At 69.1% G+C, this 12,650-nt stretch carries 15 protein-coding genes; 10 read left to right on the top strand and 5 right to left on the bottom strand.

From position 1 onward, the window contains the following. The first annotated feature begins 8 nt into the window (after positions 1 to 8). A complete protein-coding gene (locus tag ACFFGN_RS07680) occupies positions 9 to 1,295 on the top strand; it encodes an FAD-binding oxidoreductase (RefSeq protein WP_380044640.1) in 1,287 nt (428 codons plus the stop codon). A 3-nt stretch (positions 1,296 to 1,298) separates the two neighbouring features. Here the strand turns inward: ACFFGN_RS07680 and ACFFGN_RS07675 are convergent, their stop codons facing one another. Continuing rightward, complete coding sequence (locus tag ACFFGN_RS07675) at positions 1,299 to 2,372, bottom strand: ADP-ribosylglycohydrolase family protein (RefSeq protein ID WP_380044639.1); 1,074 nt, start codon at positions 2,370 to 2,372, stop codon at positions 1,299 to 1,301. Positions 2,373 to 2,506: 134 nt separating this feature from the next. On the opposite strand from ACFFGN_RS07675, the gene aroC reads away from it, so the two are divergent. From aroC to ACFFGN_RS07645, 6 genes are all read left to right on the top strand, one after another. Beyond that, a complete protein-coding gene (aroC, locus tag ACFFGN_RS07670) occupies positions 2,507 to 3,700 on the top strand; it encodes a chorismate synthase (protein WP_380044638.1) in 1,194 nt (397 codons plus the stop codon). Beyond that, positions 3,697 to 4,200: a shikimate kinase gene (locus tag ACFFGN_RS07665; RefSeq protein WP_380044637.1), complete on the top strand. Its 504-nt coding sequence runs from the start codon at positions 3,697 to 3,699 to the stop codon at positions 4,198 to 4,200. The genes aroC and ACFFGN_RS07665 overlap by 4 nt, the downstream gene beginning before the upstream one ends. Then, the gene (gene aroB / locus ACFFGN_RS07660; protein WP_380044636.1) at positions 4,200 to 5,300 is read left to right on the top strand and encodes a 3-dehydroquinate synthase; all 1,101 of its coding nucleotides are present in this window, start codon (positions 4,200 to 4,202) and stop codon (positions 5,298 to 5,300) included. Before ACFFGN_RS07665 ends, aroB begins: the two co-directional genes overlap by 1 nt. Positions 5,301 to 5,309: 9 nt before the next feature. Further along, the gene (aroQ, locus tag ACFFGN_RS07655; protein WP_380044635.1) at positions 5,310 to 5,747 is read left to right on the top strand and encodes a type II 3-dehydroquinate dehydratase; all 438 of its coding nucleotides are present in this window, start codon (positions 5,310 to 5,312) and stop codon (positions 5,745 to 5,747) included. A gap of 78 nt (positions 5,748 to 5,825) precedes the next feature. Beyond that, positions 5,826 to 6,419 (top strand): response regulator transcription factor, encoded by a 594-nt coding sequence (locus tag ACFFGN_RS07650; protein ID WP_380044634.1) that lies wholly within the window; start codon positions 5,826 to 5,828, stop codon positions 6,417 to 6,419. 114 nt (positions 6,420 to 6,533) lie between these two features. After that, complete coding sequence (locus tag ACFFGN_RS07645) at positions 6,534 to 6,830, top strand: hypothetical protein (RefSeq protein WP_380044633.1); 297 nt, start codon at positions 6,534 to 6,536, stop codon at positions 6,828 to 6,830. A 292-nt stretch (positions 6,831 to 7,122) separates the two neighbouring features. Here the strand turns inward: ACFFGN_RS07645 and ACFFGN_RS07640 are convergent, their stop codons facing one another. Genes ACFFGN_RS07640 through ACFFGN_RS07630 form a run of 3 tightly spaced genes read right to left on the bottom strand, consistent with a single transcriptional unit; the run spans position 7,123 to position 9,635 of the window. Next, positions 7,123 to 8,097, bottom strand: a complete 975-nt coding sequence (locus ACFFGN_RS07640; protein ID WP_380044632.1) for a hypothetical protein — start codon at positions 8,095 to 8,097, stop codon at positions 7,123 to 7,125. Continuing rightward, positions 8,094 to 8,726, bottom strand: a complete 633-nt coding sequence (locus tag ACFFGN_RS07635; RefSeq protein WP_380044631.1) for an RNA polymerase sigma factor — start codon at positions 8,724 to 8,726, stop codon at positions 8,094 to 8,096. Before ACFFGN_RS07635 ends, ACFFGN_RS07640 begins: the two co-directional genes overlap by 4 nt. 51 nt (positions 8,727 to 8,777) lie before the next feature. Continuing rightward, on the bottom strand, positions 8,778 to 9,635 hold the full coding sequence (locus tag ACFFGN_RS07630; RefSeq protein WP_380044630.1) for a hypothetical protein: 858 nt from the start codon (positions 9,633 to 9,635) through the stop codon (positions 8,778 to 8,780). A gap of 110 nt (positions 9,636 to 9,745) precedes the next feature. Here ACFFGN_RS07630 and efp point away from each other — a divergent pair, with 110 nt between their 5' ends. Continuing rightward, complete coding sequence (gene efp / locus ACFFGN_RS07625) at positions 9,746 to 10,309, top strand: elongation factor P (RefSeq protein ID WP_380044629.1); 564 nt, start codon at positions 9,746 to 9,748, stop codon at positions 10,307 to 10,309. Positions 10,310 to 10,345: 36 nt separating this feature from the next. Next, entirely contained in the window at positions 10,346 to 10,756 is a 411-nt protein-coding gene (nusB, locus tag ACFFGN_RS07620) for a transcription antitermination factor NusB (RefSeq protein ID WP_380044628.1), read from the top strand. 628 nt (positions 10,757 to 11,384) lie between these two features. On the opposite strand, the gene bldD is transcribed toward nusB, so the two are convergent. Next, positions 11,385 to 11,906 (bottom strand): transcriptional regulator BldD, encoded by a 522-nt coding sequence (bldD, locus tag ACFFGN_RS07615; protein WP_442914266.1) that lies wholly within the window; start codon positions 11,904 to 11,906, stop codon positions 11,385 to 11,387. Between the two features lie 185 nt (positions 11,907 to 12,091). Here bldD and pyrR point away from each other — a divergent pair, with 185 nt between their 5' ends. Then, positions 12,092 to 12,649, top strand: a complete 558-nt coding sequence (pyrR, locus tag ACFFGN_RS07610; protein WP_380044627.1) for a bifunctional pyr operon transcriptional regulator/uracil phosphoribosyltransferase PyrR — start codon at positions 12,092 to 12,094, stop codon at positions 12,647 to 12,649. The last annotated feature ends 1 nt before the right edge of the window (position 12,650 follow it).

The raw sequence follows: 12,650 nt of genomic DNA, 5'->3' as shown, positions 1-12,650 counted from the left end.
AGGACTTCGTGGACAACCCTGACGTCAAGGTGTTGCTCGACATGTCCCAGTTCGCCGAAGTGGAGTTTGACGAGCGGTACTGCGCCTTCTCGATCGGAGCGGGTGCGACGCTCGGCCAGGTCTACGAGGCGTTGTTCTACGGCTGGGGCGTCACGGTGCCAGGAGGCGGTTGCCTCGGCGTAGGCGTCGGCGGCCACTTCAGCGGTGGCGGGTACGGGCCGCTGTCTCGGCAGCACGGTTCGGTCGTGGACCACCTGTACGGCGTTGAGGTCGTCGTGGTGAATGCCGAGGGCAAGGCGCGTCCTGTGGTCGCGACTCGCGACAACCAGTACAAGGACTTGTGGTGGGCGCACACCGGTGGAGGCGGCGGCAACTTCGGCGTCATCACCCGGTACCTGATGCGTACGGCCGGTGCTACCGGGTCCGACCCGGCCAAGCTGCTACCGAAGGCGCCGGGCCAACTGCTGAGCAGCCTGGTGTTGTGGGACTGGAAGACCGTCACCAAGGCTGGGTTCATCCGAAGCCTTCGGAACTTCTTCACGTTCTACGAGCGGCATAACACCGCCGGTTCGCCGTACGACAGCTTGTACAGTCCGCTGCTGGTTCCGGTCAGCTCGACCGACGGGTTCCTGCTCTCGACCCAGCTGGACGCCTCCGTGCCGGATGCGGAGAAGCTGTTGAAGGCGTTCAACGCGGCCATCGCCGAAGGTGTGGATCCGGCACCGACTGCGATCGAGGTTGGCGCGAGGCCGTTCATGCACACCACCATCGAGCGTTCGATCCCGGAGCTCGTCACCCCGGAACGCAATCTGTGGAAGGCGGGCTACCTGCGCAAGGGTTACACCGACGCGCAGCTCGGCACGATCCACAAGTACCTCACCGATCCGGCGGGCCGCCCGCAGAACGCGACGTTCCTGCTGGTGCCGTACGGCGGCAAGGTCAACACGGTTCGCCCGGACGCCACTGCCACCTTCCAGCGCGACACCGTGGCCAAGATGGTGATGAACATCGTCTGGTCGGATCCGGCCGAGGACGCCAAGCACGCCGACTGGACGCGCAAGTTCTACCGGGACCTCTACGCGACTACTGGCGGTGTGCCGTTGCATGACGAGTACAACGCCGGCTCATACATCAACTACCCGGACCTGGATCTGGCGGATCCGGCGTGGAACACCTCGGGCGTGCCGTGGCAGACCTTGTACTACGGCGACAACTACCCGCGGCTGCAGCGGATCAAGGCGAAGTGGGATCCGCGGAACGTCTTCCACCACTCGATGTCGATCACCAAGCCGTAGGCCTTACGAGCCTGGGTAGAGCCTGATCCGTTCACTGTCGTGCTCGTGCTTGTCCGAGCTGAATTCGGCGATGAGGTCGTCGGCGAGCCGGCAGATGGTGTCGCGACCCTCGACGCCCTGTACGAGAGCCTGCGGAAGTGCGGTCTCACCGTGCAGGGCGCCGAGGATGTTGCCGCAGATCGCACCGGTCGAGTCGCTGTCGCCGGAGTGGGTCACCGCGAGGGCAAGGGCATCGAGCATCTCGTCCGGCCCCGGATGGGCGAGCGCGGCGTACAACCCGATCGCGAGCGCTTCCTCGGCCACCCAGCCACCGCCGAGCTGTTCGATCGCCTGCGGGGGAGCCTCCCGGGCAGCGACGATGGCGCGGCTGGTTTCCTCGTGACCGGGGTATTCGCCCAGTAACGCAAGGGTTTTCTCGACGGCTGTCGAGAGATCCTGGCCCTCGACCAGGTAGCGGATGAGCACGGCCAGCGCGCCCGAGGCGAGCTTGCCGGTCGGGTGGCCGTGGGTGAACCCGGCCGCCTCGGCCGCGGCGTCGAACGTCCAGCGCGGATTGGCCTGGCCGGGTGGCAACAGGCCGATCGGGGCGACGCGCATGACGCCGCCGCAGCCCTTGGAGTCGTTGTTCGCCTGCTGCCCGAACTGCTGGTTCGCGCGGGATTCGTGTAGCGCGGTCAGACAGGTGTTGCCCGGTGCCCGGCGCGCGTACAGCCAGGGCTCGTTTTGCAGCCAGCCGTCCCGCTCACCACTAGGCCCATGCAGGAGCTGGGTGTCGAGCCAGCGGTCGTAGGCGTGGTGCACGGCCGCGAGTGTGAAGCCGAGGCCGAGGTCGTTGCGAACGCCCGCGCGGATCATGCCCTCGGCGGTGAACAGCGTCATCTGGGTGTCGTCGGTGACCGTGCCCGGCGGCCAGCCCGGCCCACCGGCGACAAACGTGCGCACGCCGTCCGGATGGTCGCCCAGGATCTTCGCCAGGGGATCGAACTCCACCGGGCCGCCCAGCGCGTCGCCGATCGCACCGCCGAGCAGACACCCCCGGACCCTCGCCCGGTACTCCTCGGCCGCAGCCCGTTCCATGACGTCCTTCCGTTTGACAGACCGCACGATGGTAGCGCCGACGCCGTGCCGGCGCGGCCCCGCAAGCCACAGCGGAGTGGCCGGGGATGGACGCGTGTGCGGGGTGGGCGGCGCAGCGTGAAAGAATCGGGCTCATGCTGCGCTGGCTCACCGCCGGCGAGTCGCACGGACAAGCGCTCGTCGCCGTACTCGAAGGTCTTCCCGCAGGCGTCCAGGCCACCACTGAAGATGTGGCCGACGCCCTGGCTCGTCGTCGTCTCGGTTACGGCCGAGGCGCCCGGATGAAGTTCGAGCGGGACGAGGTGACGTTCATCGGCGGATTCCGCCATGGGCTGTCCCTCGGCAGCCCGATCGCCATCCAGGTCGGCAACACCGAGTGGCCGAAGTGGCAGCAGGTGATGGCGGCGGATCCGGTGGACCCGGCGATCCTGGCCGATCTCGCCCGGAACGCGCCGCTGACCCGGCCCCGGCCCGGCCACGCCGATCTCGCGGGCATGCAGAAGTACGGCTTCGACGAGGCCCGTCCGGTGCTGGAGCGTGCGAGCGCCCGGGAGACCGCGGCCCGGGTCGCGCTCGGGGAGATCGCCGCCCGGTTCCTGCGCCAGGCCTACGGCATCACCATCGTCAGTCACGTGGTCGAGCTCGGCACGGTCAAGGCGCCGTACGGCTCGGTGCCCACGATCGAGGACGTCGCCCGGCTGGACGAGGACCCGGTTCGCTGCCTGGACGCCGACGCCAGCAAGGCGATGGTGGCCGAGATCGACGCCGCGCAGAAGGCCGGTGACACCCTCGGCGGTGTTGTCGAGGTGGTCGTGAACGGCCTGCCGCCGGGCCTCGGCAGCTACGTGCACTGGGACCGCCGCCTCGACGCGAAGCTGGCCGGCGCCCTGATGGGCATTCAGGCGATCAAGGGTGTTGAGGTCGGCGACGGATTCGACCTGGCCCGGACGCCCGGTTCGAAGGCGCACGACGAGATCGTGAACACCGACGGCGTGGTCCGGCGGGTCACCGGCCGCTCGGGTGGTACCGAGGGCGGCATGAGCACGGGTGAGACCCTGCGCGTGCGGGCCGCGATGAAGCCGATCGCGACCGTGCCGAGGGCGCTGCGCACGATCGACACCGTCACCGGCGAGGCCACCTCGGCGCATCACCAGCGTTCCGACGTGTGCGCCGTCCCGGCTGCCGGCATCGTGGCCGAGGCGATGGTGGCCCTGGTCATCGCGGACGCCTCGGTGGAGAAGTTCGGCGGCGACTCGGTCACCGAGACCGCCCGCAACCACAAGGCGTACCTGGACAGCCTGCCGGCCACGATCGCCGCGCTCCGATGAGCCCGGTGATCGTACTGGTCGGCCCGCCCGGTTCGGGCAAGTCGACCGTCGCGGGTGAGCTCGCGACCCGGCTCGGCGTGCCCCATCGCGACACGGACACCGCCGTCGAGACCGAGGCCGGACGGCCGATCTCCGACATCTTCGTCGACTCCGGCGAGGCCCATTTCCGCAAGCTCGAGCGGGCCGCCGTGTCCGCCGCGCTGCAGCACGATGGCGTACTGTCGCTCGGCGGAGGCGCGATCCTCGATCCGGAGACCCGGGCCGAACTGGCCGGGCACTTCGTGGTCTTTCTCGACGTGACGCTGGGCGAGGCCGCCAAACGAGTCGGCCTCGGTACGTCGCGGCCGCTGCTGCTCGGCAACGTCCGTACCCAGATGAAGAACCTGATGGACGCGCGCCGCCCGTTGTACGAAGAGGTCGCCGCGCTGGTGGTCAGCACGGACGGCCGGACGCCCGCGGACGTCAGTGACGAGATCCTGCAGAAGCTGGAGACGAAGTAGTGAGCGACGCCCGCCGGATCACCGTTGCCGCCAGCGCGCCGTACGACGTGGTCATCGGTCACAACCTGCTCGGCGAACTGCCCGGGCTGCTCGGCGACAGCGTGCAGCGCGTCGCGGTCATCCACCCGCGAGCGCTGCGAGCCAGTGGTGACGCCATTCGCGACGACCTGGTGTCGGCCGGTTTCACCGCGCACGCGATCGAGATCCCGGACGCCGAAGAGGCCAAGTCGGCCGAGGTGCTGGCCTATTGCTGGTCGGTGCTCGGGCAAGCCGGTTTCACCCGGTCCGACGCGATCGTTTCGATCGGCGGCGGTACGACGACCGACCTGGCCGGGTTCGTCGCGGCCACCTGGCTGCGTGGCGTGCGGGTCGTGCACATCCCGACCACCCTGCTCGGCATGGTCGACGCGGCCGTTGGCGGTAAGACCGGCATCAACACCGCCGAGGGCAAGAACCTGGTCGGCGCCTTCTGGGAACCGGCTGGAGTGCTCTGCGACCTCGCGGCCCTCGAAACGCTGCCGAAGAACGACTACGTCAGCGGTCTGGCCGAAGTGGTCAAGTGCGGTTTCATCGCCGACCCGGTGATCCTCGACCTGGTCGAGGCCGACCCGGCTGGTTCGACCTCACCGGAGTACCAGCACACCGAAGAGCTGATCGCCCGCGCGATCCAGGTGAAGGCCGATTCGGTCGGTGCGGATCTCCGCGAGCGCACTAGCTCGACCACCGGCAAGATCGGCCGGGAAGCGCTCAACTACGGCCACACCCTCGGGCACGCGATCGAGCGGCTAGAGCGGTTCAAGTGGCGTCACGGTGCCGCGATCAGCATCGGCATGGTTTTTGTCGCCGAACTGGCCCGGGCCGCTGGACGCCTCGACGACGCGACGGCCGACCGCCACGTCACCGTGCTGGAGTCCCTGGGCTTGCCGGTCCGCTACCGCGCGGACGCCTGGCCGCACCTGCAGGACGCGATGAAGCTCGACAAGAAGACCCGCGCCGACCGCCTGCGCTTCGTCATTCTCGACGCCCTGGCCAAGCCGACGATCCTCGAGGCGCCGGACCCGAGCCTGTTGGTCGCGGCCTACGCCGAACTCACCGACTAGGCTGACCGCGTGACTGAAGCGCGCGAGGTGCTGGTGCTGAACGGGCCGAATCTGGGCCGGCTGGGGTCGCGGGAGCCGGACGTCTACGGCGCGACCACCTTCGCCGATCTGGTCGCCGACTGCGAGAAGACCGGCGCGGAACTCGGCCTGCGGGTCGAGGTGCGGCAGACCGACGACGAGGCCGAACTGGTCGGCTGGCTGCACGAGGCCGCCGACGGCAAGGTGCCGGTGGTGCTCAACCCGGCCGCCTTCACGCACTACTCGTACGCGCTGCGCGACGCCTGCGCCCAGCGCACGGCCCCGTTGATCGAGGTGCACATCAGCAATCCGGCCGCGCGGGAGGAATTCCGGCACACCAGCGTCGTCGGCGCGGTCGCCAGCGGCACGATCGCCGGTTTCGGGCTCGACTCCTACCGGCTGGCCCTGCGCGCCCTGACCGCGCTTTAAGGCTGCTTGAAGGACCATCCGGATCCTTGGGAACAGGTCGGCACTGCTGCGCCGACGCCACGTTCTTGGGGAGGAACCATGCCGAATCACCGGATTCCCGTCTGGGTGAAGGCTCTTGACCCGCTGTCCCAGTTCGGCCTGGTGTACGCGTTGCGCCAGCGGCCCGAGATCACCCTGCTGGCCAGCGGTACCAGCGCCGGCCCGGTGGCGATCGGGCTGATCGCGGCCGACTCGCTCGACCCGATCGCGGTCGAGGCGCTGCGGGCGGCGAGCCGTCGCGGTTGCCGCCGGACGGTGCTGATCAGCGGTTCGCTCGACCGGGAGACCGTACTGGCCGCCGCCCGGCTCGGCGTGTCCGGCGTACTCCGGCGATCCGACGCAACTCCGGACGGCATCATCCGCATGATTCAGTCGGCGGCCGCCAGCCGCCCGCACCCCAGGCCGGCACCGTTCACCGAGGTTGCAGCGGGCCGCGTGCAAACCGACCTGTCCGACCGCGAGACCCAGGTCCTGCGCCTTGTTGCCGATGGCAAGGACACCCAGGAGATCGCGCGCGAACTGTCCTACTCCGAGCGAACCGTGAAGAGCGTGCTGCACGACGTCACCAGCCGGCTCCAGCTCCGCAACCGGTCCCACGCGGTCGCCTACGCCCTGCGCGCCGGGTTCATCTGACGCCCGCTTCACCCACGCGAGCCAACCGGCTGGCCCGAGCGGGGGAGGCCCGGGCGAGCCGGTTTCGCGAGGGTTGGGGAACAAGGTTTCCCCAACCGCACAAGGAGAATCGCGATGCGCAGCACACTCGTCAACCGCCTGGTACGGCTGGCCACCACCGGGGCGATGGTGGCCGGCGGGCTGGCGCTGATCGGCGCGCCTTCCGAGGCGGCACCACCCAAGCGGACCGAAGGCCATGTCACCGGTGACGCCTGGATCTCGTTCTCGCTCGACCCGGGCAACCCCTGCGCCGGTTCATTGTCGACGCGCACGGCAATCCGTACAAGGTGGTCGGCAACAAAGTGGTCTTTGGCGACGCCCGCGGCACGATCCGCTTCAACCACCCGACGCCGGATGGCCAGGGCGGGATGAAGGACAACTGGGGCACGATCGACGTGGACTACGTGATGACGGCGGGCCCGGTGGCGGTGGTCTCGGGGAAGAGCACCGGCAACATCGGATTTCCCAAGGGCCAGCGGTTGTCGGTCAGCGTGTACGACGACCCGCGCGGGCGCCGGTTCGACCGGCTCGGGTTCTCCTGGGGTGTGATCGACCCGGCGTGTGTCCCGCTCGGTCTGGGCCCGGCGCCCTTCACGACGTACGACTCCGGGGCTGGTTACACCGTCAAGTCGGTGCCGCTGCCGGCCGTTCCGGTGGGCACGGATCAGGGCTGCCAGTCGATCTCACCGTTGGCCGGCCGCCAGGGGCTGGGGGAGGCGATCACGATGCCGTTGTCCACGCGGGTGGTGCCCGGGCTCGGGGTCAGGCCGCCACCGCCCTTCTGGTCCGCCGGTGCGTCGAGCAGGCGTCCAGCCCGGTCCAGCACCTGGGTCTCCAGCCGGACCTTGTCACCCTTCCGGAAGACCACCGTCTGGTTCCACACCAGCACGTGGGCGTAGCCGCCCGCCGCGTCCGCGACGTACCAAGGGCCGGGCTTGCCGTTGACGAGGATGCGCTGGCGAACGGACGCCACCCGGTCGTCGACGCGATACCAGCTCTCGCGGGCGAGCAGGTCGGGCCGGGCGTCCAGTTCGATGCTGCCCTTCTCGGTGATGTTGTCGGTCGGCACCGCCGGATGGGTCTCGTCGGGCTGGTTGAGCGCCATCTTGCCGGACTTGGCCTTCGCCGGGTCGCCACCGATGGCGGATCCCTCGAAGGGCACGCCCGGCGCCAATCGGCCGGTGCAGGCGTAGACCAGACCGCTGCGACGATCGAGCACGGCGATGCTGGCCTTCTCCGGGTACTTGCCCCAGGTCCGCGTCAGCACCGCGCTACTGACCTCGCCGAGCACGCCGTTGGAGGCGACATCGTTGAGGCAGGCCTTGGCGGCGGCCGCACGTTCGCTCGCGTTCAGCGGCCGGATGGCGAGCCGGACGCTGGCCGCCGTTCCGCCCGTCGTCGCCGTTTTGCCGGTCGACTTGGAGGTGGACGCGACCGGCGCCTCGACGGGCATGGGCTCGGGCGTACCGCCGCGAGAGACCGAGAGGACTCCGCCCGCGACCACGGCCACGGAGGCGGCCGCCGCGACCGGAACCAGCCAGCCCCGCCGCCGTACCGGCTCGTTGCCGGTGGCAAGCACGTGGTCGAGTACGGTCTGCGGGCGGGGGAGCGGTCGTTCGGTGGGAAGCTTGAGAGTCATGCCGTCTCCTCCTGGGAAGTGCCGAGATCGATACGGGCGGCGAGTGTGCGGCGGGCCCGGGCCAGCCGGGACTTCACCGTGCCCTCTGGTACGCCGAGAGCGCGGGCGGCTTCGGCCATCGAGCACTCGGACCAGATGACGAGTTCGACCACCTCACGCTGTTTGGTGGGTAGTTCGTCCAGTACGGCCCGGACCTTGGCCATCGCGCGCTCATCGTCGAGCCGGGCGGCGGTAGCCGTCGCCGGGTCAGGTTCGTCGCCGGGGTCGAGCGTGCTGACGCGGTCCAGCAGGGCCGACTGCCGACGGCTGGACCGCCGCAGGTTGCCGCACTCGTGCCCGGCCATGACCAGCAGCAACGGCCGCGCCGACGGCAGGGTGAGCGCGTCCACCCGGCCGTTGAGGGCCCGCCGCCACAGCGTGGTGAAGGTCGCCTGGACCGCGTCCTCGGCGGCCGACCAGGACGACAGCCGCCGGAACGCGAAGTTGTAGACCGCGTCGCTGTGCCGGTGGAACAGCGCGGTGAGGGCGTGCTCGTCGGCCTCGCGCAGGCGGGCCCAGAGGTGCTGATCGGGGTCCGCGCGCGACGTCATCGAGACGGCCACCCCCAGCGTTGCTGATCGTGTGCTCATACCCGGAAGAGTCCGGCCGGGGTGGCCGGGTTCCATCAGGAGTTCAGGCGGTCAGTCCAGGTCCATCTCGGAGTCGAACGTCGAGTTGTCGCCGCCGCTTCCCGAGGTTCTGCCCGCGCCGGGGCGACCGGCTTGGCGAACCGTCTCCCACAGCTCGTTCATGTCCGAACGGTCCTCCGGCTCGGCCGTGTCGGTCCACCCGCTGGCCCAGCCGTCGTCCTGCCCGAGGTCGAACGTCGACGTGGCGATCGCGGCCGATCCGACGTACCGCGTCTCGGCGTCCTCAGCGGTACGGCGCTCAGCGTCGTCCGTGCCGCCGGAATCAGCTTCCTGGCCGTCGGTGGCGGGTTGGACCAGCGAACGGGCGTAGCGCTGCGCCTCGATGATGCCCAGGTCCGCCTCGTCGCAGAGCAGGCGAACCGCCCCGACCTCGTTGCCCGCGCCCATCATCCGGCGGACCCGGTCGTCGAGGCTGCCCTGGTTCGCAGGCACCCGGTGGACCGGCTGCTGGCCCGGCGCGGTCTGGAACGGCATCGGGCCGGGCTGGTACGGCTGCGGCTGGCCTTGGTACTGCGGGGGACCGGGCTGAAAGTGCTGCGGCGGCGGCCCGTATTGCTGCGGGCCGGCCTGGTACTGGCCCGGGCCGGGCACGGGGAAGTTGTACGCCTGGATGGGCGCCGGCTGCATCGCGGGTGGCATCGGCTGCGGGGTGACCATGTTCCGCAGCCGCTGCGCGTCGTGCTGGATCCGGGCCCAGGGCGCCGCAGCTGCCTGCTTCTTCTTCGTGGACGCCTTCATCGCGTTGCCCACGATGGCGACGGCTACCACCACGAGGGCGAAGATGAACTCGAACATGGAGCCTCCGGGGTCCGGCGTACCGCTGGTCTGCTTCGCATCGTAGGCCGCCACCAGCCCAACCAGCCCGGCGCGGGCGGCCGCCGGTTGCGCGGAATCGGCTCCAGGGGGTGCTGACCGCTACAATCCGGTGTACCGCTGACGACTTTCGAAGGGCTTCCCGCGTGGCAACGACGAACGACCTCAAGAACGGCATGGTGCTCAACCTGGATGGGCAGCTGTGGTCCGTCGTCTGGTTCCAGCACCACAAGCCCGGCAAGGGCGGCGCCGTGATGCGCACCAAGCTGAAGAACGTGCTGTCGGGCAAGGTCGTCGACAAGACCTTCAACGCCGACGTCAAGGTCGAGGTGGCGAACGTCGACAAGCGCGACATGACCTACCTGTACGCCGACGGCGACAGCTACGTGTTCATGGACAAGGGCACCTACGAGCAGACCGCGATCACGCCCGACGTGGTCGGCGACGCCTCGAACTTCCTGCTCGAGAACCAGGACGCCATCGTCGCGGTGCACAACGAGATCCCGCTGTACGTCGAGCTCCCGGCCTCGGTCGAGCTCACCGTGGAGTACACCGAGCCAGGCCTGCAGGGCGACCGCTCCACCGGCGGCACCAAGCCCGCCAAGCTGGAGACCGGCTACACCATTCAGGTGCCGCTGTTCCTCACCACCGGCGAGAAGGTCAAGGTGGACACCCGGACCGGGGACTACCTCGGCCGCGTCACGTCCTGATCAGCCGACCCGTCGCGAGAGAGCCCTCACCAGAAGATGTCTGCCCGCAGCAAGGCCCGTAAGCGCGCCCTCGACGTCCTGTACGAGTCCGAGGTGCGTGGCCTGGCCGTGGGCGGCACCCTGGCCGACCGGATCGAGGATAACGACCCGCCGGTGGCCGAGTTCACGGTGTCGCTGGTCGAGGGCGTCTCCACGCACATCGCGGCGATCGACGACCTGCTGAGCACCCACTCGGTCGGCTGGACCCTCGAGCGGATGCCCGCCGTCGACCGCAACATCCTGCGCATCGGCGTCTACGAACTCCTGTACGACGACGAGGTGCCCGACGTGGTCGCCGTCAGCGAAGCCGTCGCCATGGCCCGCGACCTCTCCACCGACGAGTCCCCAGCCTTCGTCAACGGCCTGCTGGCCCGCCTCCTCCAGCTCAAGCCAACCCTCAACGTCTGACCCGCATCCTGCATGTTCCGAAGAGCCGGTTGCCCCACGCAACCGGCTCTTCGCACGCCTCCGCTCGCCTTCGGCCGCCGCCCCCTCGCCTTCGTCCGTACGACGGTCCGGGCGGCAAATTTCGGAGGTCGACCAGGGAAATCGGGGGTCGACCCGTCCCACTTGGCCATTCCACCCCCGATTCCGACCGTCGACCCTCGGAATGAGGTCGCCGTGGCTTCGCGGGCGTGGCGAGGTGCGGCGGGAGTGGCGCGATGCGGCGTCAGGGCGCGGTGGACGGCGGCGCTGTGCGGCTGGGGCGGTGCGGCCGGGATTTTGGGCGGCCGTCGGTGCGGCGGAACGATCGGTGGTGGTGGACGGAATGAGTCCACTGGTGAGAGGCCGGCTGACCGGAAATCCGGTGGCCTGCAGGGGTCACGGGTTCCCTGCTGGCCGCTTGGCCCACCCTCGGCGTCTGACCACCACTACGCCCAGGGTGGGCGATCCCACTCTCCTCAAAAGCCCTGCAACTGCCAGCCTGCCGAAGCTTTGAGCCGCGTATGAAGGCTCAACTCCGCCGTCAGGCTGTCCTACGTTCGCTGCGATCTCCTCAGAATGCAGCTGGTACTGCTCAAGCAGCTGCTACTGCTCAGGCGCCGGCGGTCTCCTCGACCTCGACGTCACCCTTCGCCTCGGGGTTGAGAACACCCCAGGAGATGAAGCGCTCGGTCAGAGTGGTCGGAGACTCGTCGTAGATCACGGCGAGGGTGCGCATGTCGTCCTGACGGATCGACAGCACCTTGCCGTTGTAGTCACCACGCTGCGCCTGGATGGTGGCCGCGTACCGCGTGAGCGGGCCGGCCTCCGACGCGTCGAGGTGCTGCAGGGCTTCCAGGTCGAGGATCAGCCTCGGCGGGGCGGCTGCGGCAGCTGCCGCACTCGCGGAACCTGGGAGCAACTCACGGATCGGCACGCCGTAGAAATCGGCGAGCTCGGCGAGCTTCTGGACGGTGACGGCGCGGTCGCCACGCTCATACGAGCCGACCACTACCGCCTTCCAGCGACCCTTGGACTTCTCTTCCACGCCATGCAAGGACAGGCCCTGCTGCTGGCGGATGGCGCGCAACTTGCCGCCAAGTGTCTTCGCGTATTCGCTAGGCACGCTGGTCATTCCCTCCGATGTACGAATCCCTTTGCGGATCCCGTTGCGGTGAACCCCCCACGGTTACACAGAGTAACAATATTCCGGGTCAGAGGCCAGCGTCAAGACGGCGTGTCACTTCCGATAGCATGTCAAGTGGTCCGAACATCCTTTAAAGACCCGTCCAGAGAGGCGGGAAAGGAGGAACGGTGGCAATGACTCCTGCCTCGGCGACTGCGCCGAGAACGGTCCTTGACGCTTCCGACATCTCCCGGGCATTGACCCGGATCGCGCACGAGATTCTCGAGCGCAACCGCGGCGCCGATCCGGTGGTGCTGCTGGGCATTCCGACCCGTGGAGTGGGACTCGCGTCCCGCATCTCGGCACGCATCGCCGCCGTCGAGGGGCAGACGGTGCCGACAGGGTCACTCGATGTAACCATGTACCGCGATGACATCGGCCTCAAGCCGGCTCGCGCGCTCGAGCACACCGACATCCCCGGTGACGGCATCGACGGCAAGGTCGTGGTGCTGGTCGACGACGTGCTGTTCTCCGGCCGTACGATCCGCGCCGCGCTCGACGCGATCAGCGACATCGGCCGCCCGAAGGCGGTCCAGCTGGCCGTGCTGGTCGACCGTGGTCACCGCGAACTGCCCATCCGGGCCGATTACGTGGGCAAGAACCTGCCCACCTCCCTGGTCGAGCGGGTCACCGTGCGGCTCACCGAGTACGACGACTCCGACGCCGTGCTGATCAGCGTCAGGGGAGCGTGAG

The sequence above is a fragment of the Kribbella deserti genome (genome assembly GCF_042434725.1).
Taxonomy (GTDB): domain Bacteria; phylum Actinomycetota; class Actinomycetes; order Propionibacteriales; family Kribbellaceae; genus Kribbella; species Kribbella deserti.
The sequence above is the reverse complement of the archived record's forward strand: the minus strand, read 5'-3'. Positions and strand labels throughout refer to the sequence as shown.

What these genes read in the sequence shown, in the direction of transcription:
- ACFFGN_RS07675 (WP_380044639.1), bottom strand. Translation starts at nt 2,372, where the DNA reads ATGGAACGGGCTGCGGCCGAGGAGTACCGGGCGAGGGTCCGGGGGTGT.
- aroC (WP_380044638.1), top strand. Translation starts at nt 2,507, where the DNA reads ATGCTGCGCTGGCTCACCGCCGGCGAGTCGCACGGACAAGCGCTCGTC.
- ACFFGN_RS07665 (WP_380044637.1), top strand. Translation starts at nt 3,697, where the DNA reads ATGAGCCCGGTGATCGTACTGGTCGGCCCGCCCGGTTCGGGCAAGTCG.
- ACFFGN_RS07650 (WP_380044634.1), top strand. Translation starts at nt 5,826, where the DNA reads ATGCCGAATCACCGGATTCCCGTCTGGGTGAAGGCTCTTGACCCGCTG.
- ACFFGN_RS07645 (WP_380044633.1), top strand. Translation starts at nt 6,534, where the DNA reads ATGCGCAGCACACTCGTCAACCGCCTGGTACGGCTGGCCACCACCGGG.
- ACFFGN_RS07640 (WP_380044632.1), bottom strand. Translation starts at nt 8,097, where the DNA reads ATGACTCTCAAGCTTCCCACCGAACGACCGCTCCCCCGCCCGCAGACC.
- ACFFGN_RS07635 (WP_380044631.1), bottom strand. Translation starts at nt 8,726, where the DNA reads ATGAGCACACGATCAGCAACGCTGGGGGTGGCCGTCTCGATGACGTCG.
- nusB (WP_380044628.1), top strand. Translation starts at nt 10,346, where the DNA reads ATGTCTGCCCGCAGCAAGGCCCGTAAGCGCGCCCTCGACGTCCTGTAC.
- bldD (WP_442914266.1), bottom strand. Translation starts at nt 11,906, where the DNA reads ATGACCAGCGTGCCTAGCGAATACGCGAAGACACTTGGCGGCAAGTTG.
- pyrR (WP_380044627.1), top strand. Translation starts at nt 12,092, where the DNA reads ATGACTCCTGCCTCGGCGACTGCGCCGAGAACGGTCCTTGACGCTTCC.